Source organism: Micromonospora sp. NPDC048170 (genome assembly GCF_040652795.1).
Taxonomy (GTDB): Bacteria; Actinomycetota; Actinomycetes; order Mycobacteriales; family Micromonosporaceae; genus Micromonospora.
In genome coordinates this window covers 70,346-92,171 of record NZ_JBEZMR010000015.1, presented here as the reverse complement: position 1 = coordinate 92,171, position 21,826 = coordinate 70,346, and the positions used below count along the sequence as shown (strand labels likewise).

At 72.7% G+C, this 21,826-nt stretch carries 20 protein-coding genes and 1 other RNA gene; 6 read left to right on the top strand and 15 right to left on the bottom strand.

Going from position 1 to position 21,826, the window contains the following annotated elements:
• Positions 1-283: 283 nt before the first annotated feature.
• From AB0D32_RS19935 to rnpB, 3 genes are all read right to left on the bottom strand, one after another.
• Positions 284-715 (bottom strand): hypothetical protein, encoded by a 432-nt coding sequence (locus tag AB0D32_RS19935; RefSeq protein ID WP_357091897.1) that lies wholly within the window; start codon positions 713-715, stop codon positions 284-286.
• A 640-nt stretch (positions 716-1,355) separates the two neighbouring features.
• A complete protein-coding gene (locus tag AB0D32_RS19930; RefSeq protein ID WP_357091894.1) occupies positions 1,356-1,607 on the bottom strand; it encodes a hypothetical protein in 252 nt (83 codons plus the stop codon).
• Between the two features lie 416 nt (positions 1,608-2,023).
• Positions 2,024-2,439: RNase P RNA component class A (rnpB, locus tag AB0D32_RS19925), an RNA gene on the bottom strand.
• A gap of 155 nt (positions 2,440-2,594) precedes the next feature.
• Here rnpB and AB0D32_RS19920 point away from each other — a divergent pair.
• Entirely contained in the window at positions 2,595-3,356 is a 762-nt protein-coding gene (locus AB0D32_RS19920) for a sulfite exporter TauE/SafE family protein (protein ID WP_357091892.1), read from the top strand.
• Between the two features lie 75 nt (positions 3,357-3,431).
• On the opposite strand, the gene mctP is transcribed toward AB0D32_RS19920, so the two are convergent.
• From mctP to AB0D32_RS19885, 7 genes are all read right to left on the bottom strand, one after another.
• Positions 3,432-5,087: a monocarboxylate uptake permease MctP gene (gene mctP, locus AB0D32_RS19915; RefSeq protein WP_357091890.1), complete on the bottom strand. Its 1,656-nt coding sequence runs from the start codon at positions 5,085-5,087 to the stop codon at positions 3,432-3,434.
• A gap of 58 nt (positions 5,088-5,145) precedes the next feature.
• Entirely contained in the window at positions 5,146-5,388 is a 243-nt protein-coding gene (locus AB0D32_RS19910; RefSeq protein ID WP_357091887.1) for a DUF3311 domain-containing protein, read from the bottom strand.
• Between the two features lie 196 nt (positions 5,389-5,584).
• The gene (locus AB0D32_RS19905; RefSeq protein ID WP_357091884.1) at positions 5,585-6,808 is read right to left on the bottom strand and encodes a bifunctional RNase H/acid phosphatase; all 1,224 of its coding nucleotides are present in this window, start codon (positions 6,806-6,808) and stop codon (positions 5,585-5,587) included.
• A 3-nt stretch (positions 6,809-6,811) separates the two neighbouring features.
• Positions 6,812-7,549, bottom strand: coding sequence for a C4-type zinc ribbon domain-containing protein (locus tag AB0D32_RS19900; protein ID WP_357091881.1), 738 nt, complete (start codon positions 7,547-7,549; stop codon positions 6,812-6,814).
• Positions 7,546-8,376 carry a Nif3-like dinuclear metal center hexameric protein gene (locus AB0D32_RS19895; RefSeq protein ID WP_357092054.1) on the bottom strand — a complete coding sequence of 277 codons (831 nt, stop codon included), beginning with the start codon at positions 8,374-8,376 and terminating at the stop codon, positions 7,546-7,548. Before AB0D32_RS19895 ends, AB0D32_RS19900 begins: the two co-directional genes overlap by 4 nt.
• A 183-nt stretch (positions 8,377-8,559) precedes the next feature.
• Positions 8,560-9,129, bottom strand: coding sequence for a flavoprotein (locus AB0D32_RS19890; RefSeq protein ID WP_357091878.1), 570 nt, complete (start codon positions 9,127-9,129; stop codon positions 8,560-8,562).
• Between the two features lie 16 nt (positions 9,130-9,145).
• Positions 9,146-10,375, bottom strand: a complete 1,230-nt coding sequence (locus AB0D32_RS19885) for a helix-turn-helix domain-containing protein (RefSeq protein WP_357091875.1) — start codon at positions 10,373-10,375, stop codon at positions 9,146-9,148.
• 245 nt (positions 10,376-10,620) lie between these two features.
• Between AB0D32_RS19885 and AB0D32_RS19880 the strand changes: the two genes are divergently transcribed.
• Both AB0D32_RS19880 and AB0D32_RS19875 read left to right on the top strand, forming a co-directional pair.
• Entirely contained in the window at positions 10,621-11,292 is a 672-nt protein-coding gene (locus AB0D32_RS19880; RefSeq protein ID WP_357091872.1) for a bifunctional DNA primase/polymerase, read from the top strand.
• A 1,293-nt stretch (positions 11,293-12,585) separates the two neighbouring features.
• A complete protein-coding gene (locus AB0D32_RS19875) occupies positions 12,586-12,843 on the top strand; it encodes a DUF3040 domain-containing protein (protein ID WP_357091869.1) in 258 nt (85 codons plus the stop codon).
• A 30-nt stretch (positions 12,844-12,873) separates the two neighbouring features.
• Here AB0D32_RS19875 and AB0D32_RS19870 read toward each other — a convergent pair whose 3' ends face one another.
• Positions 12,874-14,007: an SWIM zinc finger family protein gene (locus tag AB0D32_RS19870; protein WP_357091866.1), complete on the bottom strand. Its 1,134-nt coding sequence runs from the start codon at positions 14,005-14,007 to the stop codon at positions 12,874-12,876.
• The gene (locus AB0D32_RS19865; protein WP_357091863.1) at positions 14,004-17,363 is read right to left on the bottom strand and encodes a DEAD/DEAH box helicase; all 3,360 of its coding nucleotides are present in this window, start codon (positions 17,361-17,363) and stop codon (positions 14,004-14,006) included. Before AB0D32_RS19865 ends, AB0D32_RS19870 begins: the two co-directional genes overlap by 4 nt.
• Before the next feature lie 280 nt (positions 17,364-17,643).
• Here AB0D32_RS19865 and AB0D32_RS19860 point away from each other — a divergent pair, with 280 nt between their 5' ends.
• Positions 17,644-18,516: a PfkB family carbohydrate kinase gene (locus AB0D32_RS19860; protein WP_357091861.1), complete on the top strand. Its 873-nt coding sequence runs from the start codon at positions 17,644-17,646 to the stop codon at positions 18,514-18,516.
• 16 nt (positions 18,517-18,532) lie between these two features.
• Here the strand turns inward: AB0D32_RS19860 and AB0D32_RS19855 are convergent, their stop codons facing one another.
• Positions 18,533-19,054 carry a DinB family protein gene (locus AB0D32_RS19855; RefSeq protein ID WP_357091858.1) on the bottom strand — a complete coding sequence of 174 codons (522 nt, stop codon included), beginning with the start codon at positions 19,052-19,054 and terminating at the stop codon, positions 18,533-18,535.
• Positions 19,055-19,137: 83 nt separating this feature from the next.
• Here AB0D32_RS19855 and AB0D32_RS19850 point away from each other — a divergent pair, with 83 nt between their 5' ends.
• Entirely contained in the window at positions 19,138-19,344 is a 207-nt protein-coding gene (locus AB0D32_RS19850; protein ID WP_357091855.1) for a hypothetical protein, read from the top strand.
• A gap of 6 nt (positions 19,345-19,350) precedes the next feature.
• Here AB0D32_RS19850 and AB0D32_RS19845 read toward each other — a convergent pair whose 3' ends face one another.
• Positions 19,351-20,496 carry a polysaccharide pyruvyl transferase family protein gene (locus tag AB0D32_RS19845; protein ID WP_357091852.1) on the bottom strand — a complete coding sequence of 382 codons (1,146 nt, stop codon included), beginning with the start codon at positions 20,494-20,496 and terminating at the stop codon, positions 19,351-19,353.
• A 67-nt stretch (positions 20,497-20,563) separates the two neighbouring features.
• Complete coding sequence (locus tag AB0D32_RS19840) at positions 20,564-21,142, bottom strand: TetR family transcriptional regulator (protein WP_357091849.1); 579 nt, start codon at positions 21,140-21,142, stop codon at positions 20,564-20,566.
• A gap of 74 nt (positions 21,143-21,216) precedes the next feature.
• On the opposite strand from AB0D32_RS19840, the gene AB0D32_RS19835 reads away from it, so the two are divergent.
• Positions 21,217-21,798 carry a dihydrofolate reductase family protein gene (locus tag AB0D32_RS19835; protein ID WP_357091846.1) on the top strand — a complete coding sequence of 194 codons (582 nt, stop codon included), beginning with the start codon at positions 21,217-21,219 and terminating at the stop codon, positions 21,796-21,798.
• The last annotated feature ends 28 nt before the right edge of the window (positions 21,799-21,826 follow it).

The following is a 21,826-nucleotide window of genomic DNA, read 5'->3' as shown; positions in this document are numbered from 1 at the left end:
CAGGGGTATCAACCTACGCTGACCTCCACGTTTACGCTTCGCAAAGAATTCTTAATGTTGGATTTAATGGCACGACCTGTCATCAGGCAGACAGCTAAACAAGTAGAGTAAGGCGCCACTTCGTCACTCAAAGTAGTCAGATCTTGGGCAGTTGGATGCCGGTAGCCAGAGATACGATGTCCGGCGATCCGGCCACCGCCGGACCGGGCGACAACGAAGCGTCGACCAGGGCCGAGACGGAGGCCCTGGTCGACACAGTGGAGTCAGATGCAGATCGACAGATCTACTTGTTGTAGTTCACCGGACTGCTGCACGACTGACCAGCGGAATCGGTGAAGCACACCGTGATTTTAATCCTGTTGATACCACCGACCAGGTCGGTGTCCCCGATGGTGAAATTGAATCCCCGAGGACTCCCTAGGCTCGTTTCGTCGTCTGCAGTCCGCGTTTGACTGTCGATCTTCGTGCTTCCAGCAAACGCCTCAAAAAATGCGGTGGTGGAACCCGGTCCCACGTCGACGACCGACCCAGTAACGCCGGCCGTCCGGTTGTGCCATGTGATAGCGCCCTGGGTGTACGACCAGCTGCAGTAGCCCGGCACGCACACGTCGAAGCTCTGCGCTGCCTGTGCGGGCGCGGCAGCAATACCGACCGATCCCGCCGTCGCCAAGGCGGCAGCGGAAAGCACCCTGGCGATCTTTTTGTAACTCTTCAAACCGGCCTCCCCAGGAAACGGTTCGATGTCAAATCGACACCGAGCGGGGCCAGGAATCCGTCTCAATCGAGGGAAAATCGAGTCACGCCAAAGCATGCACTCGATCCACTGCCCCCGCAATCCAAGCCCTCGCAGAACCCAACGTAGCCGAGGGGTGACGAGGCGTCAAGCGATCATCGATGTGACGCGCTTAAATAAGTCAATGTGGTTAGGTTCCGGTCAGGAGTGCCGCCATGGAAAAATAGCCAGGCTTGACAACGAGCCATTCCGCGCAACGGCTTGATTACCAATGATGATCATGTGGTGCGGTCGTGTTCAGTGCGGGGCTGGCAGTGCGGGTGAGTCACCGCGGACGAGGCATACGGGCAGGACTCCAAGTTTCGGACCTGGCTGCAGCAACAGCGCATCGCCTACGTCCTTGCCGTGCCCCGCAACCAGCGGATTCCCACCATGGTCGGCAACTCCCGTCCCGACGTCCTCGCCGCAACGCGCCGGCCCTGGTGTGGAAGCCGCAGCTGCGGCGACGGCGCCAAAGGACCGCGATTCTACGACTGGCAGTAGCCTCCCCGCCCGGCGCCGACGACAGCTACGGCCACTGGCTGCTGATCCGCCGCAGCATCACCTACCCCACCGGCCTGGCCTACTGCCTGCGCTTCGGCCCCACCGCGCGGTCGGTCCGCAGCAGGTGAGACCCGTAGATCTCGGTGACCACCAGGGCGACGCCGCCGCGAATGTGGTCGACCTGCAACGGGCCTGATTCCAGCTTGCTGGGCGGCATGGCGGATCTTGACATCTGCGCCCGGTAAGCACGCCACTGACGCATCAGCTCGTTACGGCGGTCGGCGGCAAGCACTCGACGCAGCCCGCCATCGTCCCCGTTACTCAGCCGCACTCTAGTGATCTTGAGGTGCCTTGATTATGTTCGATGCCCAATCATGATCATCGGGCACAGATCCGGCACAACAGAGCCCGGAAACGCCTGCAAAACGTCGAGAGGCGCTGAGGACTCCAGCCCTGATCAGGGGCCAGATGTGCCCGATTGCGGACGATCTTTACCTGGCCCACGGCATTAGGGATTCAAATCCTCTCGGTTCCACCAGTAAACCCTCTTGATCATCGAAGCGGCACCCCAAAGCAGTTGGCCCCGTCCACCCACCAGGCCCCGTAGCACCAAGATCAGACCGTCTCTAGGCCGTCAGGCCGTCGCCAGGCCGTCAGATGCTGGCCGATATCGACCAACAACGACCATAGGCAACCAAATATAAGACCAGCTCAGAGCCTTGATCACGCCTCTGAGCTGGTGGGCGACGGACGAGTCGACCTGTACGCCGGATTCTGTGACCGGCACGCGCCCCGAGGGGCTCGCGCCGGCGGCGGCCATCCATCTAGGCCTGCCGTCGCCGGCAGGCTCAAGCGGCCTACCCGCAGACATCGGGCGGGCAGCCCTCAAGCGTCTGCGCGGGTCGTCATCGTGCTGGTGACGGCCCTTTCTTGGCCTTGCTCCGGGTGGGGTTTACCGAGCCACCCCGGTCACCCGGGGTGCTGGTGGGCTCTTACCCCACCGTTTCACCCTTACCGTCCCCGATGGGGTCGGCGGTCTGTTTTCTGTGGCACTGTCCCGCGGGTCACCCCGGGTTGCCGTTAGCAACCACCCTGCCCTGTGGAGTCCGGACGTTCCTCGGCGACGGGCCGAAGCCCGCCGACGCGACCGCCCGGTCGACTCGTCCGTCGCGCACCCATCCTAACGACGCCACGGACGCGTCTATTGCCACCCCGGGCCGGGCCGGCAACCAGCCGCGCCCAGGCAGGCACCGCACCCGGCGTGCCCGGCACACCGCACCCGGCAGCCGCCGGGACCGCGTACTAGCCTCTGGGAACCATGGATCCCTCCGACGCCGCGCTGCTGGTCGCCGCCGGGCTCGCCGCGGGCACGGTCAACGCGGTGGCCGGCGGGGGCTCGCTCATCACCTTCCCGGCGATGATCGCGGTGGGCCTGCCGCCGGTGCCGGCCAACGTGAGCAACTCGGTGGCGGTCTTCCCGGGGTACGTGGCCAGCGTGGCGGGCAGCCGGCAGGATCTGCCGCCCCGCCGGGCGCTGGCCACGCTGATACCCACCACGTTGGTCGGTACGATCGCCGGCGCCCTGCTGCTGTTGGCCACCCCGGCGCGGGCGTTCGAGCTGGTGGTGCCCTTCCTGGTGCTCGGGGCGACGGCGGTGCTGGCGTTCCAGGATCCGCTGCGCCGGCTGGTCGGGCATCCGCGCGACCTGTCGCCGCGCCGCCGTACGGTCACGGTGCAGGTGATGGTCGCGGTCGGCGCCGTGTACGGCGGCTATTTCGGCGCGGCGCTCGGGGTGATGCTGGTCGCCGGCCTGGCCCTGGTGCTGGACGCGACGCTGGCCCGGGTGAGCGCGATCAAGAACCTGCTCTCCGCCCTGGTCGGGTTGACCACGCTCGTGGTGTTCGCGTTGTTCGGGCCGGTGAACTGGGCGGCTGTCGCGGTGGTCGCGCCGGCCACGCTCGTCGGCGGGTACGCCGGGGCGCGGCTGGTCCGCCGGCTGCCGCCGGTGGTGCTCAAGGTGATGATCGTGGTCTTCGGCGCGGCGATCGGTCTCTACCTGCTCTGGCGCGCGCTGCGCTGAGCCGTCCCACACGCCGGAAAGGTGTCAGGAAGGGTCCCCTGCACATCAGAATGCGATAGCAGGGGGCCCTTCCTTTCAGGCGACCGGTTCCGGGGTGGTGTCGGCGTCGCGGCGCGGGCCGGGCACCACGCGCGGGTCGCCCTCGTCGGCGAAGTAGTCGTCGGACGTGGTGCCGTCGCCGCCGTCGCGCACCTTCGCCGCCCGCAGCAGCACCGTCAGCAGTGCCGCGACGGCCAGGTTGACCAGCACCGCCACGATCCCGACGTAGATCGTCTTCGCGGTGTCGAAGCCGAAGTCGGCCAGCGGGAAGGCAGAGCCGCCGAAGTGCTTGCGGCCGGTCGCGGCGTTCGGGATCTGGTAGAGCATCCACATGCCCAGCCCCATGCCCGCGACCCAGCCGCCGATCAGGGCGCCACGGTGGAACCAGCGGGTGTAGAGGCCGAGCGCCACCGCCGGCAGCGTCTGGAGGATGATCACGCCGCCGATGAGCTGGAGGTCGATGGAGAACTGCGGGTCGAGGAAGACGATGCAGGCCACCGCGCCGACCTTCACCACCAGTGACGTGATCTTGGAGACGTTCGCCTCCTGCGCCGGGCTGGCGTCCCGCTTCAGGTACTCCTTGTAGATGTTGCGGGTGAACAGGTTCGCCGCCGCGATCGACATGATCGCCGCCGGCACCAGCGCGCCGATGCCGATGGCCGCGTACGCGACGCCCGCGAACCAGTCGGGGAACTGCTGGTCGAACAGGACCGGCACCACCGTGTTGCTGTCCACGCTGCCCTCCTTCGACCCGGGCAGCGGCTTCACCCCCGCCGCGATGGCCATGAAGCCGAGCAGCGCGATCAGGCCGAGCAGCAGGCTGTACGCGGGCAGCGCCGACATGTTCCGCTTGATCACGTCACGGTTCCGGCTGGCCAGCACGCCGGTGATGCTGTGCGGGTAGAGGAACAGCGCCAGCGCCGAGCCGAACGCCAGCGTGACGTACTGGAGCTGGTTGTCGACGTTGAGCAGCACCCCGTCGTTGGGGTTCGGCGACGCGGCGAACTTCGCGTCCGCGGCGTCGAAGATCTCGCCCCAGCCGCCCAGCTTGTACGGCAGGTACAGCACCGCCACCAGGATCACGATGTAGATCAGCGTGTCCTTGACGAACGCGATCAGTGCCGGCGCGCGCAGCCCCGACTGGTAGGTGTACGCGGCCAGGATCGCGAACGCGACGATGATCGGCAGGTGCCGGGCCAGGGTGCTCTCGCCGGTCACCCCCATGGTCTTGAGCACCGCCTCGATGCCGACGAGTTGCAGCGCGATGTACGGCATCGTGGCCACGATGCCGGTGATCGCCACGAGCAGCGCCAGCACCGGCGAGTCGAACCGCTTGCGGACGAAGTCCGCCGGGGTGACGAAGCCGTGCCGGTGTGAGACCGACCAGAGCCGGCACAGCACCAGGAACACCAGCGGATAGATCACGATGGTGTACGGAACGGCGAAGAAGCCGGCCGCGCCGGCCCCGAACATCAGCGCCGGCACCGCCACGAAGGTGTACGCGGTGTAGAGGTCACCGCCGACCAGAAACCAGGTGATCCAGCCGCCGAAGTTGCGCCCGCCCAGCCCCCACTCGTCGAGGTGGGCCATGTCCTTCGGGGCGCGCCACCGGGCCGCCACGAACCCCATGGCGCTGACCAGCAGGAAGAGCACCGAGAAGACGATGATCTCGGTGAGGTGGTCGCGCCACATCACTGCACCACCTTCGTTCGCGACTGCGGGGTTCGCGAACCCGGCTCACTCCTCGCGCTCACCGGCCACCCCGCTTCTTCGTCATCTGGTACACGAGCGTGGTGGTGGCGACGCCGAGCAGGATGTAGGCGAGTTGCAGCCAGTAGAAGCGTGGGAAGCCGAGGAACCGGGGCGAGTCGGCGTTGAAGAACACCGGGATCAGGGGCACCACGATGGGAATGAAGAGCAACCAGTTCCAGGGACTGTGATCCTTCGCCCTGGACCGCGCCGCTGTCGGCGCCTCCGGGTCGGGTGCGGCCATTGCGACAACCTCCGCGGGTCGTGGATCGACACTGATGACGGCCGGAGGTTACGGCCATGTGACGGCCGTCACGCCCAATGGTCGGAGGCTGCTGCGCCGAACGGCCGGCGGGCTGCGCCGAACGGCCGATACGCGAAGACGGTGACGGGCCCGGGCGCCACACTCGGCGCCCGGGCCCGTCACGGCCGGTCCTCGGCTAGTCGATCGCGTCGAGGTGCGCGGTGTCGTTGACCGTACGGACGGCGACACCGCCGTCGGGCCACGTGTCCAGCACCGAGATGCCGGCCGCGTCCAGGAACATCCGGTGCAGGAAGCCGTCGCCGGCCGCGAGCGCGTCACGCAGCACCAGCTTGATCGGCGAGACGTGCGAGACCACCACCACGGTCTCCCCGGGGTACGCCCGACACAGCCCCTCGACCGCGCGGCGGCAACGCTCGGCGACGTCGACGAACGACTCACCGCCCGGCGGAGCCACCCGGGCCGAGGCGAGCCACGCGTCCATCTCCCCCGGCCACTCCTCGCGGACCTCGGCGAAGGTGCGCCCCTCCCACTCCCCGAAGTCGCACTCGACGAAGGCGTCCTCGCGGCGCACCGGCACGCCGCCGAGCGCCCCGGCGATCGCCTCTGCGGTCGCCGTACACCGGGACAGGGGTGAGCTGACCACGGCCGCGACGGTCGGGGCCAGCCCAGCCACCCGCGTGGCCGTGGCCCGGGCCTGCGCCCGGCCTCGCTCCGACAGGGGCACATCGCCGCGGCCGGAGTAGCGGCCCTGTTCGGTGTACGCGGTCTCGCCGTGCCGGACCAGGATCAGCCGGGTGGCGGTGAAGCTCGGCCGCGGCTCCCAGGAGGCGGGCGCGGTGGCCGGGTCGGTGCCGGTGGTCGTCGCCGAGGCAGCGCGGGCAGCCACCTCGCGGGCCCTCGCGCGGGCCGGCGAATCGGGGCCAGCGACCTCACGCGGCGGCTCCACGACACGCGGCGGCGCCACGGCGGCCCGGGCCGGGGCCCGGCTGGCGGCGGCGTCCATGGCGGCGTTGGCGAGGGCGTCGGCGTGCCGGTTGCGTTCCCGGGGAATCCAGTGGAACCGGACGGCGGCGAACCGGTTCACCAGCCCGGCAGCCTGCGCGGCGAGTGGACGCAGCCCCGGATGCTTGATCTGCCAGCGGCCGGACATCTGCTCGACCACCAGCTTCGAGTCCATCCTGGCGTCGACCTCGGCGGCGCCCAGCTCGGCGGCGGCCTCCAGACCGGCGATCAGCCCCCGGTACTCGGCGACGTTGTTGGTGGCGACGCCGATCGACTCGCTCCGCTCGGCCAGCACCTCACCGGAGTCCGAGTCGCGGACCACCGCGCCGTAGCCGGCCGGGCCGGGATTGCCCCGGGACCCGCCGTCGGCCTCGACGACGACCACGCGCGGCGCCACGGTCTACAGGCCGGACTCGTTGGTGCGGACCATGATCCGCCGGCAGTCCTCGCAGCGGACGACCTCGTCCGGGTCGGTCCTGCGGATCCGGGCCACGTCGGCACCCGACAACTCCAGACGGCAGCCACCGCACCGGCCAGCGGTCAGCAGCGCCGCGCCGAGCCCGGTGTCCTCGCGGATCTTGTCGTACAGCTGCACCAGGTCGGCCGGGAGGTCGCCCGCGAGCGGCTGGCGGGCGCCGCGCTTGAACTCCTCCTCCTTGGCGATCTCGGCCAGGCTCTCGTCACGGCGCCGCTCGACGGCGTCGCGCTTCTCCCGCACCTCGGCGAGCCGCTTCTCGACGCCGTCCAGCACCCCCTGGGCCGTCTCCCGCTGCTCCATCAGCTCCAGCTCGGCGTCCTCCAGGTCGCCCTGGCGGCGGTTGAGCGAGACCAGCTCGTGCTGGAGGGCCTCCAGCTCCCGGGCGGGGCCGGTGCCGGCGGTGAGCCGGGCCTCGTTCTTGGACTTGCGGGCCCGCACCTGGTCGACGTCCTTCTCCATGCGGGCGATGTCCCGGTCCAGGTCGTCGACCGCCACCTGGGCACGGACCCGCTCGTCCTCCAGCGCGGACAACTCGCGGGCCAGCGCGTCCAGCTCGGCCCGCTCGGGCAACGAGCGGCGGCGGTGGGCGAGCTGGGCGAGGGTGGTGTCGATCGCCTGAAGGTCGAGCAGGCGGCGCTGGACCTGGGGGTCAGCCTTCACGGTCGGGGCTCCTTGTCGTCCACCGCGGGTGGGGCGGCGTGTACGGTCCACGGGTCGGTGTCCAGGTCGGACACCAGCGTCTCGACACCCGTCGCCTCCCGCAGGAGGGCGGCCAGGTCGTCCAACCACGGTCGTTCCGTCGCCCAGTGGGCGGCGTCGATCAGGGCCGGGCCGTCGGCGGCCAGGTGCTCGCCGGCCGGATGGTGGCGCAGGTCGGCGGTGAGGAACGCGTCCGCCCCGGCCGCCGTCGCGTCGGCGAGGAAGCCGTCCCCCGCGCCGCCACTGACCGCGAGGGTACGAACCATACGCCCGGGATCCCCGGCGGCGCGAACTCCCCACACGGTGGCGGGCAGCACGGCGGCGGCGTACCGGGTCAGCTCCGCCAGGGTCATCGGCTCCGGCAACTCGCCGACCCGGCCGATCCCCCGGCCACCGCCGTGCGCGGGCGTTCCGGGTGCGGGCCGGTGCAGCGGGCGCAGCCCGGTCAGCCCGAACCGGGCGGCGAGGGCGTCGGAAACCCCCGGATCGGCCACGTCGGCGTTGGTGTGCGCGACGTACAGCGCCACGTCGGACTTGATGAGCCGGTGGACGATCCGGCCCTTGAAGGTCGTGGGAGCCACCGAGGAGACGCCGCGCAGCAGCAGCGGGTGATGGGCGACGATCATGTCGACGCCGGCGTCGAGCGCCTCGGCGACCGTCTCGGGCACCACGTCGACCACGCAGAGCACCCGGCGCACCGGGGCGTACGGCTCACCGAGCACCAGCCCGACCCGGTCCCAGTCCTCCGCCCAGGCCGGCGGATAGCGCCGCTCCAGCTCGGCGACCACGTCGGCGACGGTCGGCAGGACCGCATCGGTGCTCACGGCGGGCCAGCTTACCGGCGCGGGCCCCGCCCGGGGGCGTCGCCCACCGACGCAACGGCGTGTCCCCGCCGCTCCCGGGCACGCCGGCGTGAAAGGAAGGGTCCCTTGCCAACGCTATGCGTCAGCAAGGGACCCTTCCCTACACCTTCAGGCGGCGGGGCAGAGGCGGTCCCGCACGGCGGCCAGGCCCACGTCCCACGGGAAGGCGTGCAGGTGCCGTTCGCCGGTGCCGGGCGGGTGCAACGGGACGTCGTCGCCGAAGATCACCGTGACCCCCCACTCGGCGAGCCGGGCGACGCCGGCCCGGAACGCCGGGTGCGCCGCCATCGCCGTGTTCGTGTACGGCACCGCCACCACCGGCACCCCCAGACCCTGCGCCTCCACGAGCAGCCCGAGGGCCAGCGTGTCGGTGATCCCGGCCGCCCACTTGTTGACGGTGTTGACCGTCGCCGGGCAGACGATCATCGCGTCGGCCGGCGGCAGCACGTCGAGGTCGCCCGGGTTCTTGTAGTGGGTACGGACCGGATAGCCGGTCTGCCGGGCCAGCGCGGCCCGGTCGACGAACTTGGCACCGTCCGGCGTGGTGACCACGCAGACGTCCCAGCCGTCCTGATGTGCCAGCTCCACGAGCCGGCCGACGTGGCGGGCCAGCGGCGAACCGCAGGCGATGACGTAGAGCACCTCGCGGCGCTCGCTGCTCGGGCGCGGGCCGGTCATCAGGCCGGCACCGCGCTCATACCCCTACTCCCATGTGCCCAGCCAACTCCGCAATCGGAGAAGGCGGCGCACCACGTGTGCGACGCAGGATCTCGGCCATCACCTCGTGGCCGATCGGGCGGCAGCGGATCTCCGACGGGGCGAGGCGGTCGCCGCGCAGCAGCATCTCGCCCGCGTTGGCCACATCGCCGATCTGGGCGAAGCCCCGGGCGATGTCGAGCAGGTGGTGGGCCCGGCGCTCGGGCAGCAGCGCGCTGAACGCCGGCTCCTGGATCCGCTGCCGGTGCACCTCCACCGCCCGGCCGCCGTCGCCCAACTCGACCGCCGCCGCCGCGCGGTGCAGCTCCAGGTTCGTCGGCCCGAACGACGTCCAGTAGTGGTTGTGGTCGCCGCCCAGCAGGGTGGCCGCCTCCTGCGCACCGTTGATCAGGTCGTCGACCGTGGCGGAGTCGCCGATCCGGGCGGCGGCCATCGCGCCCTGGAGCAGCAGCAGCCCGTAGACCGACAGTCGGGCCGGGGACACCTCGTTGCCGCCGCCAGGGGCGAGCCGGTTGGCGATCGTGACGTTGAGTTCGAGGGCGGGCCGGGGCCGGCCCATCGCCACCAGCGCGTTGCACACCCGGGTGGTGGCGATGCCGGCCAACAGCGGGTCGTCGGCGCGCTGGGCGACCGCCATCGAGCGGTCGGCGGCCAGCCAGGCCAGCTCGGACTCGCCCAGTTTGCGCAGCACCGACGAGGCGATCTGGTAGACCTGCCCGAGCAGGTGGGCCGCCTCGCGGGCGTGGTCGCCACGATAGCCCGCGTCGGCGGCCTGGGCGTCACGCAGCAACTTCGGCAGCGCCCGGGTGAGCATCCCGTAGCGGCCGTACTGGTAGGTGAGCCAGGCGTGGTTGACCGCCTTGCGCATGTCGGCCAGCGGCGGCGGGTACGGCGCGGCGTCGAAGTACGCGCTCATCGAGTCGTACCGCTCCAGGGCCGCCCGGATCTCCTGCACCTCGACCTGGTCGATGCAGTTCAGCGCGTCCGTACGCCGCTCCGGGTCCTTGCCGAACAGTAACTGCACGTCGACCTGGAGGATGTCGGCGATCTCGTAGAGGACGGAGAACTTGTCCAGCCGGCGCACCCCGCGCTCGACCTTGTCGACCCAGCTCTTCGACTTGCCCAGCCGGTCGGCGAAGACCTGCTGCGACATCTTGCGCCGCCCTCGCCAGTACGCCACCCGCCGCCCGATGGGCAACTCGTCCATCTACCCGTCCCTCCCCTGTACCCGCTTCGTCCGGCCTGCCGACCGGTCCTCCCGGGTGCGGTGATCCGTACGTCTCAGGTTTTCGCTGGTCGCACAGCGTGTACGTCAGCCATACAGCCAGTTCTCGTAGATTTCGTGCAAGTTGCATCAGCCGTTCGTCAGCTCAACGATCACGGGTTACGGCAGTGACGGCGCTCGACATGCGACCTGGGCACCGGCCGGGATCCGGCGAGGGGAGATGGCACATGTGGGGGAATGTCGCACCGCGCGTCGTTCAACTGTCCCCGTTGGAGCGGGTGCGGCTGCGCCGGGTGGCCGTACGGTACGCCCAGCACGGCTGGGACGTCACCCCCGGCGCCTGCCTCGCCCGCAGCCGCTTCGTCTGCGGCCGAGCCGGCTGCCCCACGGTCGGCTGCCACCCCGCCCTGGAAAACTGGGAGCACGCGGCGAGCGCCGACCCGGCCCGGGTCGCGACCTGGTGGTGTACCCGGCCGCACGGCGTACTGCTGCCGACCGGCAGGGCGTTCGACGTGCTGGAGGTCCCCACACACCTCGGCCGGCACGTGCTGGACGCCGTCCGGACGCACCCGGCCGGCGTCGGCGTACGCGGCCCGGCGCTGGTGACCCCGACCGGCCGCTGGATGTTCCTGGTCCGCCCCGGCGACCCGCTACGCCCCGAACTGGACCACTGCTTCCACGTGGTCCGGCACGGCCCCGGCTCCTGGATCCCGGCCCCGCCCACCCGGCTGCCGGAGGGCGCCGTCCGGTGGGCGGTCGCACCCGAACAGGCCCGCTGGCAACTGCCCGACTCCTACCTGGTGCAGAACGCGCTGATCGAGGCCCTGCGAGCCACCGGCGTCACGGTCACCTCCGACCTGCTCCCCGGACACCTCCCACTCCCCCGCCGCGGCAGGTGACGGCACCTGCCGCGCCCCGAGCCCAGCAGGTCACGGCGGCTACTGCCGGGACGGTCGCGATGGCGGCTGCCGGGGCAGGTCGCGGTGACTGGGGGGCAGGTCGCGGTGGCTGCCGGGGCAGGTCACGGTGGCTGCCGGGGCAGGTCACGGTGGCTGCCGGGGCAAATCACGGTGGCTGCCGGGGCAGGTCGCGGTGGCTGCTGCGCCCCGAGCGGAGCAGGTGGGGGCGGTTCGGCAGCGACGCCGGAGGGCCGGCGCTCGTTGAGTACGGTGACGGCGCACCCGCGCCGGGAGCGGGGGTTACATGTCCACCGACGACACCGCGCGCCAGCCGGACGGCGCCGAACCGCCACCCCGGCACCACCGGCCACGCCGCCGCTGGCCGGTCACCCGCCCCTTCGGCTCCCGCCCGGGCCGCCCCCGCCCCCCAGGCTCCCGCCCCGCCACCACCCGCCCCTTCCGCTAAAGGCCTTCTCCCTTCCCCCTCCCGCCTTCCTGCCGCGCTCTGCCCTCACCCCGCCCGCCCTGCCCGCCCGCCCAGCCCCGTCGATCTTGCAGTTTCTGCCCGGAAATATCGGGCGATCAGGACATCCCGAGGGCCGAAACTGCAAGATCGCGGGTGAGGGGGGCGGGGAGGCGAGAGCGGCACGGCCGGTGGCGTGTGGGCTTGCCGGGGAAGTCCTGCGGGGCGCCTCCAGGCCGGTGAAAGACGCCGTCCTCGCCCTGGTCAGGTAGTTCAGCCGCTCGGTGCAGCGGACCGCCGATGCCGGTGCGGCATGGACCTCCCAAACAGGCGTTACGCGGCATGGGCGGGCGGGACCTTACGATTCCGGCCCAGCCGACGCGGGAACGCCGGTTTCGTCGGCACAGCCAGAATTCAAAGCTCGGCCAAGTCCCGCTGAGGCCTTCCCAGCGCTCCCCGCGGGCGGCCCGAGCGGGGCCTGAGCTCGTGTGCAGCGCGGCCCGGCCCGAGAACGTGCCTAGACGGCCCGAGCACGGCTTGAGCGTGCATAGCAACGCCCGAGCACGGCTTAAGCATGCGTAGCAACGGCCCGAGCACGTGCGTAGCACGTCTGAGCACGTGCGTAGACGCCCCGCACGGTCTGAGCCACGTGCGACGTAGCAACGGACCGAGCGCGGCCCGAGCACGGCCCAAGCGCGGCCCAAGCGTGGCCGGCCGTGGCCGGACAGGCGCTGCCTGACCGGCCCCGCAAAGTAGCAGCAGTGCGAGAGCGTGAGCCGCCGTCGCAGCGGGTATGCCGCCGAACCGCTGAACACGTGAGGGGAAGGCACATGCTCAGCAAAGAGGATCAGCGCAGGTTCGAGCAGATCACCCGTCAGCTCCGGGAGAGCGATCCGGCGTTCTTCGCCCGGCTCGACAACCGGGCCCGGGCCCGTCGCGGCCGGTGGCTGATGCTGTTGACGATCGTGCTGTGGGCCTCGCTGCCGGCGACGACCGTGCTGGCCGGGCGGCTGGCCGGGGCCGTGTGCGCGGTGCTCCTGGTGGCCAACGCCGCGTTGATGTGGCGGTTCCGCCGTCGCTGGCTGTGACCGGCGTTTCGTGCCGTTCCGCCGGCCGTGTCAGCCGCCGAGGAGCCGGTACGCCCGCCGCAGCCGTTCGAGAAGGCCGGGCCCGCCGATGGCGGGGGCCGGTGCGCCGAGCTGCCGCAACAGCAGGTCCGGTCCGGTCGACAGGCTGGGCGGCCGGTCGGGCAACGGGACCGGCGGCAGCCAGAACCGGTCGACCGCCTCGGCCAGCGGCGCCGTCGGCAGGCCGGCGAGCGCCCGCGCCGCCCCGACCGGCGGGACGTCCACGATGTCCCGCCCGGCACCCGACCCGGCACCCGGCCCGGCCCGCTCCGGCCCACCGTGACTGGCCCCGGCCCGCTCCGGCCCACCGTGGCCGACCCCGGCCCAGCCCGGTCCATCGTGGCTGGCACTCGAACCGGCCCGCTCCGGCCCACCCTGGCTGGCACCCGTTTCGGCCGGCTTCCCGGCGTCCCGCCGGTCACGTGGCGCACCACGGTCCGTCGTGGACGGCGCGGTCGGCGGTACGGCACCGGTCGCGCCCGGCCGGTCGCCGACGGGTCCGGCGGCGGCCCGCAGGACGCGCAGCCGGTCGAGCAGCTCCGTCCGGCCCCGGCCCCGCCAGTGCAGCAACTGGAACGGGTCGGCGTCGAACGCCTCGGCGAGCAGGTAGAACGTGGCCGCGAGATGTTTACAGGGGACGGCGTGGTCGGGGCAGCTGCACCACTGGCGCAGCTCCGCCACGTCGGCGGGGAAGAGCGGGGCGCCGGCGGCGGCGAACAGCTCCTCCAGTTCCGGGGGCAGGTCGCCGGCGAGCAGCCGGGCGCTGAAGAACGCCTGGGCGGCCAGCTCCGCCTCGATGCGGGCCCAGAGCGCCGCCGGGAACGGGGGCAGGGCGATGCTCACCTCGTACGGCCGCGCGCGGGAGCCCTGCACCAGGGCCTCGACCGTGCCGGGGGTGACCTCCAGGCGGACCACCTGGCCGGCCCGCGCGTACGACCGGCCTCGGGTCAGCCGGGTGCCCAGGGCGAAGGACTCCAGCACCTCCACGAAGCGCCGGGACCACCAGGACTGGCCGATGGCGCCCCGGGTGCTGCGAGCCTTCAGCCCGCCGTCGACCCGGCGTGGCGGGCCGTAGTCGGCGAACCGGCCGTTCGACCCGCCGCCGCGTTCCGGCTGCCCGCTCACTCGACCACCGCCCCGGCCTCCAGGGTGAACAGCTCGCGCAGCTGCGTCGTGGACAGCTCGGTGACCCACTGTTCGCCCGTGCCGACGACCGAGGCGGCGAGGCTGCGTTTGTCGGCGATCAGCGCCGCCACCTTCTCCTCCACCGTCCCGGCGCAGACGAACTTGCGGACCTGCACCCGGCGCCGCTGGCCGATCCGGAACGCCCGGTCGGTGGCCTGGTCCTCCACGGCCGGGTTCCACCACCGGTCGACGTGCACCACGTGGTTGGCCTCGGTGAGGGTGAGCCCGGTGCCGCCGGCCTTGAGCGACAGGACGAAGATCGCCGGGCCCTGCGGGGACTGGAACCGGGTGACCATCTCGTCCCGGTCGGCCTTTCCGACACCGCCGTGCAGGAAGAGCACCTCCCTGCCGAAGCGCGCCGACAGGTGGCCGCGCAGCATGCCGCCGAACTCGGCGTACTGGGTGAACAGCAGGGCCCGCTCCCCCGCCGCGAGGACCTCGTCCAGGATCTCCTCCAGGCGGGCCAGCTTGCCGGAGCGGCCGTCCAGCGCCGAGCCGTCGCGCAGCAGTTGCGCGGGATGGTTGCAGACCTGCTTGAGCCGGGTCATGGCGGCGAGCACCAGCCCCCGCCGCTCGATGCCGTCGCTGGACTCGATCCGCGCCAGCATGTCGTCGACGATCGCCCGGTAGAGCGACGCCTGCTCGGCGGTGAGGTTGCAGAGCACCTCCATCTCCAGCTTCTCCGGCAGGTCGGAGATGATCGAGGAGTCGGTCTTGAGCCGGCGCAGCACGAACGGGCCGGTGATCCGGCGCAGCCGCTCGGCCGCCTCGGCGTCGCCGTGCCGTTCGATCGGCTCGGCGTACTTCTTCCTGAAGGTCGCTGCCGGGCCCAGCAGGCCCGGATTGGCGAACTGCATGATCGACCAGAGGTCCGCCAGCCGGTTCTCCACCGGCGTGCCGGTGACGGCGATGCGGTGCCGGGCGGGCAGCGCGCGGACCGCCTCGGCCTGCCGGGTGGCCGCGTTCTTGATCGCCTGGGCCTCGTCGACCACCACCCGACGCCAGTCGATCCCGGCCAGGTCGACCGCGTCCCGGGCCGCGACCGAATAGGTGGTGAGAACCAGGTCCGCGTCGCGCACGGCCGCGTCGAACGCCGCGCCCCGCGCCCGCTCCGCGCCATGGTGCACGTGTACGCGCAGCCCCGGCGTGAACCGCGCCGCCTCGCGCTGCCAGTTGCCCACCAGCGACATCGGGCAGACCAGCAGGGTCGGGCCGGCGTCCGGCGGGTCCCCGGCGAGCAGGGCGAGCAGCTGCACCGTCTTGCCCAGCCCCATGTCGTCGGCGAGCACCCCGCCGAGCCCGAGGGACTGGAGGAACGCCAGCCAGGCCAACCCCCGACGCTGGTACGGCCGCAGCGTCCCGTGGAAGGCCGGCGGCGGGTCCAGCGGGGCGAGCCGCCGCTCGACCGCCCCGGCGAGCAGGTCACCCAGCGCGCCGTCGGCGCTGACCTCCAGCACCGGCAGGGCGTCCGGCTGCTCGGCGTCGGCCAGGCCGAGCCGGAGCAGGTCGGCGACGGTCAGCTCGCCGGAGGAGCGCAGCAGTCGCAGGCCGGCGGCGAGCCGCTTCGGGTCCAGTTCCACCCACTGGCCGCGTAGCCGTACCAGCGGGGTCTTCAGCGCGGCCAGCGACGCCAACTCGTCGGCCGTGAGCGGCTGGTCGCCGAGGGACACCTCCCAGCGGTAGTCGACGAGGGCGTCCAGCCCGATGCCGCCGTCGGTGGCGGTGACGGTGCCCGGGGCGGTCCGGCTGCGGGCCTGCAACCGGGCGCCGAGCCGGGACGACGGGCGCCGCCACCAGGAGGGCAGCAGCACGGCGAACCCGGCGGCGTACAGCACCGGTGCGCCCTCGCGGAGGAACAGGTGCGCCCCCTCGACGTCCAGCTCCAGTGCCTCCGGCGTGGCCGTACGCAGGGCGGTGTCCAGCTCGGGCCAGAGCCGGCTGGCGCGGCCCAGCTCGGCGAGCAGCGTCTCCTGCGGGTCGTCGCCGCGACCGGCCAGCCCGACGATGCTCTCCGGCGCCCGCCAGACCTGCCCGGCGTCCACGTGCAGGCTCGGCTCGTCGGCCGCCTGGAGACCGAACTCGACCCGCCACCGCCCGGCCGCCCCCAGCGTCGCCGCCGGGTCGGCGGGCACCACGACGACCGGCTCGGCGACGTCGTCGGCCGGCGGCTCGACCAGGCGGAAGCTCGCCCGCACCGCGCCGCCGGCCGCGTCACGCTGCCAGGCGTCCAGCTCGGCGCGGAGGGTGTCCAGCGCGGCCGGGTCGGCGGCGAACTCCCGCACCGGTCCGGTGAGCGCGGCCAGCCAGGCCGGCACCGCGCCGTTCGGGCGTACGCCCCGGGCCAGCGCGGTCTCCGCCAGGGCCGCCCGGACGGCGGCGTCGGTGAGCGCGTCGAGCGCGTCGGCGACCAGCGCGCCCGGCGCGTCGTCGGCATCCGGCGCGGACCGGTCGCGCCCGGCGGGCGGGCCGGGCCGCACGGGGCGGCGTCGACCGGCGCCCGAGCCGGACGGGGTGCCCGATCCGGCGGTGGCACCGAGGTCGCCCGGTTCATTCGGCCCTGCGGCGGCGCGGGCAGCCGGGGGCAGGGCCAGCGCCAGCGCCCGGGCCCAGGCGGCGTCCGTGCCGGTCAGCAGCGGCTGCCACACCGCCCGGGCGGTGGCCTCCACCCCGCCCCCGCCCACCGGAGACCGGCCGGCGGCCCACCCTCCGGCCACGGCGTCCCGGGCCGATCCCGCAGCGCCGGCCCGGGCCGATCCCGCAGTGCCGGCCCCGGCCGGTCGCGGTGGCACCGGGGTACCGGCCCGGGCCGGTCGGGTCGGCACCGGGGGCGGCTCGGCGAGGCCGGGCAGGACCCGGCCCCGGGCGGCCAGGTCGACCGCGAAGTCGGCCAGCCCGGCGAGGTGGCGCAGGGTGGCGCCCGGCACGGCAGCCACCGCGTCGATGCCCCGCAGCAGGGGCAGGGCGGCGGCGGGGGCGTACCAGAGAACGGGGACCCGCCAACCGGCGAGGGTGACCGGCCCGCGGACCGTCCCGTCGACGTCGGTGCGGACGAGCTCCGGGGAGTCCAGGGGCGTGCCGGCCCGGGTGGGGAGGGTGAGCAGCGCCGTGCCGAGGTCGGCCGGCTCGGCCGCCTCGGCCAGCACGGCGGCGAGCGCGGCGTGGTCGGCGGCGAACGGGTGCGGCCGTTCCCGGGGCGCCCGGCCCGGGCGGCGCGGCGCGCGGGCCGGCAGCGTGCTGTCCTCGGCCCAGACGGCGAGCCCGACTCCTGAGCGCCAGACCCCGTGGACGACCAGCACCCGTTCCCCTCCTCGCGACGACCCCGGCGAGGATATCGGGCCCGGCCCGGCAACCCCGACCAGCACGCCGCCGCCCGCCCGCCGGACGGGACGCCGGCAAGCGGCAAGTGGCGGCGCGGCAAGCCCGAGCGGCGGCATCGACGGCCGGTGGGTGGCGGCACGACGGACGGCGAGCGCGGGCGGCGGCACGACAGGTGGCGGCACCACAGGTGGCAAGCGGCGGGCGGCGATCAGGGCTTCGGCGGTGGACGTTCACAGACGAGGCACTAGGGTCGGGCGCGTGTACGACCTTCTCGTGGTCGGCGGTCTCGGTGTCGATGTGCGGGTCCGGGTGCCCGCGATCCCGTTGCCGGCCGCCGACTCCGTCACCGTCGACCCGATCGACCTGCGGATCGGCAACACCGGTGCCGGGATGGCGCTCGCCGGCCACGCGCTCGGGCTGCGGGTGGCGGTGGTCGACGTCCTCGGCACCGACCCGGCCGGCGACGTGGTCCGGGCCGCCCTGGCCCGTACCCGGGTGCACGCCGTGCTGGGCGACGCCCCCGCCGGCACCCGGCGATCGGTGAACCTGGTCGACCCGGCAGGCCGGCGGATGTCGCTGTACGACCCGCGTCCCTGGCACGGCCCGGCCCCGTTCCCGGCGGCCGAGGTGACCGCGCTGGCCAGGGAGGCGGCGCACGTACACCTGTCGATCATGGATTGGACGCTCCCCCTGCTGCCCGCCCTGCGCGCCGGGCTCGCCGACGGGGCCGTCCTCTCCACCGACCTGCACGACTGGGATGGCGCCAACGCCTACCACCGGCCCTTCGCCGAGGTCGCCGATCTGGTCTTCGTCAGCGGCGTCCGGCTGGGCGTGGGAACCGGTGCGCTCGCCGCCGCGCTGGCGCCCCGCACGGTGCTGGTGACCCGGGGCGCGGACGGCGCCGAACTGCACGCCGGTAGAGGCGACCCGATGCTGGTGCCCGCCGCCGCGCCACCCGCACCGGTCGTCGACACCAACGGCGCGGGAGACGCCTTCGCGGCGGGCGTGATCGCCGGCCGGCTCCGTGGTGCGTCGCTGTCGGATGCGGCGGCGTACGCGGCCCGGGTCGCCGCGGCGGCCTGCACCCACGACGGCATGGAGTATCCGCCCGGCCTGCTGCCGCGTCGCTGATGCCGCCGGGCGACGCTCAGACGGCGCCGGTGGTGCCGTCGGTCAGCTCGCGGAGGATGTCGGCGTGCCCGACGTGCCGGGCGGTCTCCTCGGTCATGTGCACCAGGATCCAGCGCAGGGAGACCTCACCGAGCTGCGGGTGCGGCACGACGTGGTCGAGGTCGAACCGCCCGGCGACCTCCCGGGAACGGGCGCAGGCCCGCTCGTACGCGGCGGCGAGGTGTTCGACGGTGTCCTCGTCGGTGAGCGCGAAGCTGGCCGCCGCGTCCTCCTCGGAGGTGAGGTAGACGTCGCCCGGGCCGGGTGCGAGCAGGCACGGAAACCAGTTCCGCTCCACCAGCGTCAGGTGTTTGACGAGGCCGGCGACGGTGGTGGCCGAGGGCACCAGCCGGCGGGCCGCGTCGGCGTCGGAGAGCCCGCGCAGCTTGCGCAGCAGCACGCCCCGGTGGAAGTCGAGGAAGGATTCGAGCACGGCCCGCTCGTCACCGGTGCGGGCCAGCACCGGGCCGAGCGTGCGATCGATCGCCATCTCCGCCATCCACCGACCCTAGTGCCGCAGCGCCGCGACCCGCTGCCCCGCATCCGCTGCGGGGCCGGGCCAGGCCGGGCAGGATGGGGCGCATGGCATCAACGGCAGAAATCCCTCTGGTCGGTGGCGTGGCCGACGGCGAGACCGTCACCGTGGAACTGGATCCGAACGGCCGCCCGCCGCTGACCCACCACCACCTCGGTGCGAAGGGGCTGGCCGAGGCGGAGATCTACGAGCTGGAGTCCGTGGATGCCGGCGCCGACGGATGGTGCTACCGCTGGCGTGGGCCGGCGGTCTGAGGCGGGTCAGCCCACCCGGGTCAGGCTGCGGGCGCGCAGGCTCTCCAGCACCGCCCGGGTGACGTGGGAGGTCCCCCGTGCCTCGTCGCACACCTGGGCCACCCGGCGGGCGGTGGCCTCGGCCCGCTGGTCCCGCTCGTCCCAGAGCCGGTCGACCTCGGCCAGCAGCGGGCCCTCGACCTCCCGTTCCACGCCACGCAGCGCCGGCACCCCGAGCCGCTGGGCCAGGTCGAAGACCTTGCCGGCGTACGGCAGTGGCAGGAACGGCGTGCCGACCATCGCGGCGAAGATCAGGAAGTGCAGCCGCATGCCCACGGCCAGGTCGAAGTGGCGCATCAGCCCGAGCACCTGCTGGGGCGAGTAGGTGCCGTGCAGGATCCGGCCCCGCTCGGCGGCCACCATGTGCGACAGCACGCCGTGCGAGTGCCGGATGTCGTCACGCTCCATCGGGACGAAGAGCACGTACGCGTCGATCCGGTGCACCAGGAAGTCGCCGATCTGGGCGAGCAGCCGGTGGTAGCCGTCGACGTCGAGCCGCTCGGCGGCCCGGCCCGGCTCCCGCACGCTCATCCCGACCAGTCGTGCCCCCGCCGGTACGCCCTCCTCGCGGAGCAGTTCCGCCGGGAAGTCCTCGGGCTCGATCAGGAACGCCGGGTCGGCGGTCACGGTGATCGGGTTGAGCAGCCCCGCCTCCTCCAGCACCATCCGGGACTCCTGGTCCCGCACGGTCACCTGGGTCGCGCCGGCCAGGGTCTCCCGCACCATGCCCGTGTCCACGCTCTCGCTGAGCGGCCCGACCCCCACCGCGTACGTCAGCAGTGGCAGGCCCCGCTCCTGGGCGACCCGGACCACCCGCAGGTAGCGGCGGGCCTCCCGGTCGTAGAGGATGCCGCCGCCGCCGAGGATCAGCACGTCGAGCTGGGCCAGGACCAGCGCCGAGTCGGTCCGGCTGATCCCCTCCCAGGGCACCGCCTCCACGTCGGGGTGGGCGATCCGGGTGTGCTCCGGATTGCGGGAGAAGACGATGATCCGCCCGTTCGGCTCCTGCTCCCGCAGATCGGCCAGGAGACCGGTCAGGATCGCCTCGTCACCGAGGTTGCGACCGCCGTACGAGCCGAGCACACCGATGGTCAGTCCACCACCATGCGTCATCCGTAGCTCCTCCCCGGGTGCGTCCGGGGCGGGTTCCCGCTGCGCGGGGGAACACTCCTGGATCAGGTCACCGGTCGGCGGCGCCGACCAGACGGGACACGAACGCCACGACGACGTCGTCGGGGTCGAAACCGGCGTCGATGGACGTACCGAGCAGGTCGAGCAGCAGCCCGTCCAGGGCGTAGTGCAGCAGGGCGACCTCGAACGCGCCACCCGGCAGCCCGGAGGCGAGGTGGAACGCGACGTCGTCGCGGTAGCCCCGCCGCAGCGTGTCGCCGAGGATCCGGGCCAGGTCGGGGCGGCGGGCCGCCTCCAGCCGCAGCTCGATCAGGGCCCGGGTGAGGTCCGGTTGCCGGGTGGTCCGCTCGACGATGTACCGCAGGTAGTCGGTGAACAGTTCCAGCGACGGCTCGCGGGCGGCCAACTCGGCCACGACCCGCTCGTCCGGCGCGAACCGCTCCATGATCCGCTCGCCGAGCGCGCCGAGCAGTGCGTCGCGGGAGCGGAAGTAGTTGGAGGCGGTGCCCGTCGGCACCCCCGCCTCGGCGTCGACCGCCCGGTGGGTCAGGCCGCGCGCCCCGGTCGCCGCCAGCACCCGCAGCCCCGCGTCGGCCAGGGCCGCCCGTCGTTCCACGTTTCTCGCCACGGGGAACACCCTAGCAACAACCACTACGCATGTAGTAACTTGATCCACGACACCAGTAGTGATTGGGGAACCCCGTGCGAAAGCTCGTGTACTACGTCGCCAGCACCCTCGACGGCTTCATCGCCGCCCCCGACGGGGCGTACGACTTCTTCGGGTTGGCCCCCGACCTGGCCGCCCACCTGGCGACGAACTGGTCGCAGACATTCGCCACGGCCGCCCACCCGCAGTTCGGCATCGACGAGCCGGCGGGCCGCTTCGACGCGGTGGTGATGGGCCGCGCCACCTACGACCCGGCGCTCAGCATCGGCATCACCAGCCCGTACGCCCACCTCAAGCAGTACGTCTTCTCCCGCACCCTGCCACCGGCCAGCGAGCCGGAGGTGGAGATCCTCGCCACGGACCCGGTGGAGTTCGTGCGGGAGCTGAAGCGTCAACCCGGCCGCGACATCTGGCTCTGCGGCGGCGGTCAGCTCGCCGGCCAACTCCTGCCCGAGGTCGACGAACTGGTCATCAAGCTCAACCCGTACGTGGTCGGCAGCGGCATCCCGCTCGCCGACCGCGGCTTCGACCCGCGCCGGTTCGACCTGGTCGACACCCGTCCGTTCGACAGCGGTGTGGTCATCCTCCACTACGCCCGCCCCGGCGAAGCCGGGTAAGCCCGGGCCTCCGGCATGACACACCTCG

What these genes read in the sequence shown, in the direction of transcription:
- AB0D32_RS19920 (WP_357091892.1), top strand. Translation starts at nt 2,595, where the DNA reads ATGGATCCCTCCGACGCCGCGCTGCTGGTCGCCGCCGGGCTCGCCGCG.
- mctP (WP_357091890.1), bottom strand. Translation starts at nt 5,087, where the DNA reads ATGTGGCGCGACCACCTCACCGAGATCATCGTCTTCTCGGTGCTCTTC.
- AB0D32_RS19910 (WP_357091887.1), bottom strand. Translation starts at nt 5,388, where the DNA reads ATGGCCGCACCCGACCCGGAGGCGCCGACAGCGGCGCGGTCCAGGGCG.
- AB0D32_RS19890 (WP_357091878.1), bottom strand. Translation starts at nt 9,129, where the DNA reads ATGACCGGCCCGCGCCCGAGCAGCGAGCGCCGCGAGGTGCTCTACGTC.
- AB0D32_RS19885 (WP_357091875.1), bottom strand. Translation starts at nt 10,375, where the DNA reads ATGGACGAGTTGCCCATCGGGCGGCGGGTGGCGTACTGGCGAGGGCGG.
- AB0D32_RS19880 (WP_357091872.1), top strand. Translation starts at nt 10,621, where the DNA reads ATGTGGGGGAATGTCGCACCGCGCGTCGTTCAACTGTCCCCGTTGGAG.
- AB0D32_RS19875 (WP_357091869.1), top strand. Translation starts at nt 12,586, where the DNA reads ATGCTCAGCAAAGAGGATCAGCGCAGGTTCGAGCAGATCACCCGTCAG.
- AB0D32_RS19855 (WP_357091858.1), bottom strand. Translation starts at nt 19,054, where the DNA reads ATGGCGGAGATGGCGATCGATCGCACGCTCGGCCCGGTGCTGGCCCGC.
- AB0D32_RS19850 (WP_357091855.1), top strand. Translation starts at nt 19,138, where the DNA reads ATGGCATCAACGGCAGAAATCCCTCTGGTCGGTGGCGTGGCCGACGGC.
- AB0D32_RS19845 (WP_357091852.1), bottom strand. Translation starts at nt 20,496, where the DNA reads ATGACGCATGGTGGTGGACTGACCATCGGTGTGCTCGGCTCGTACGGC.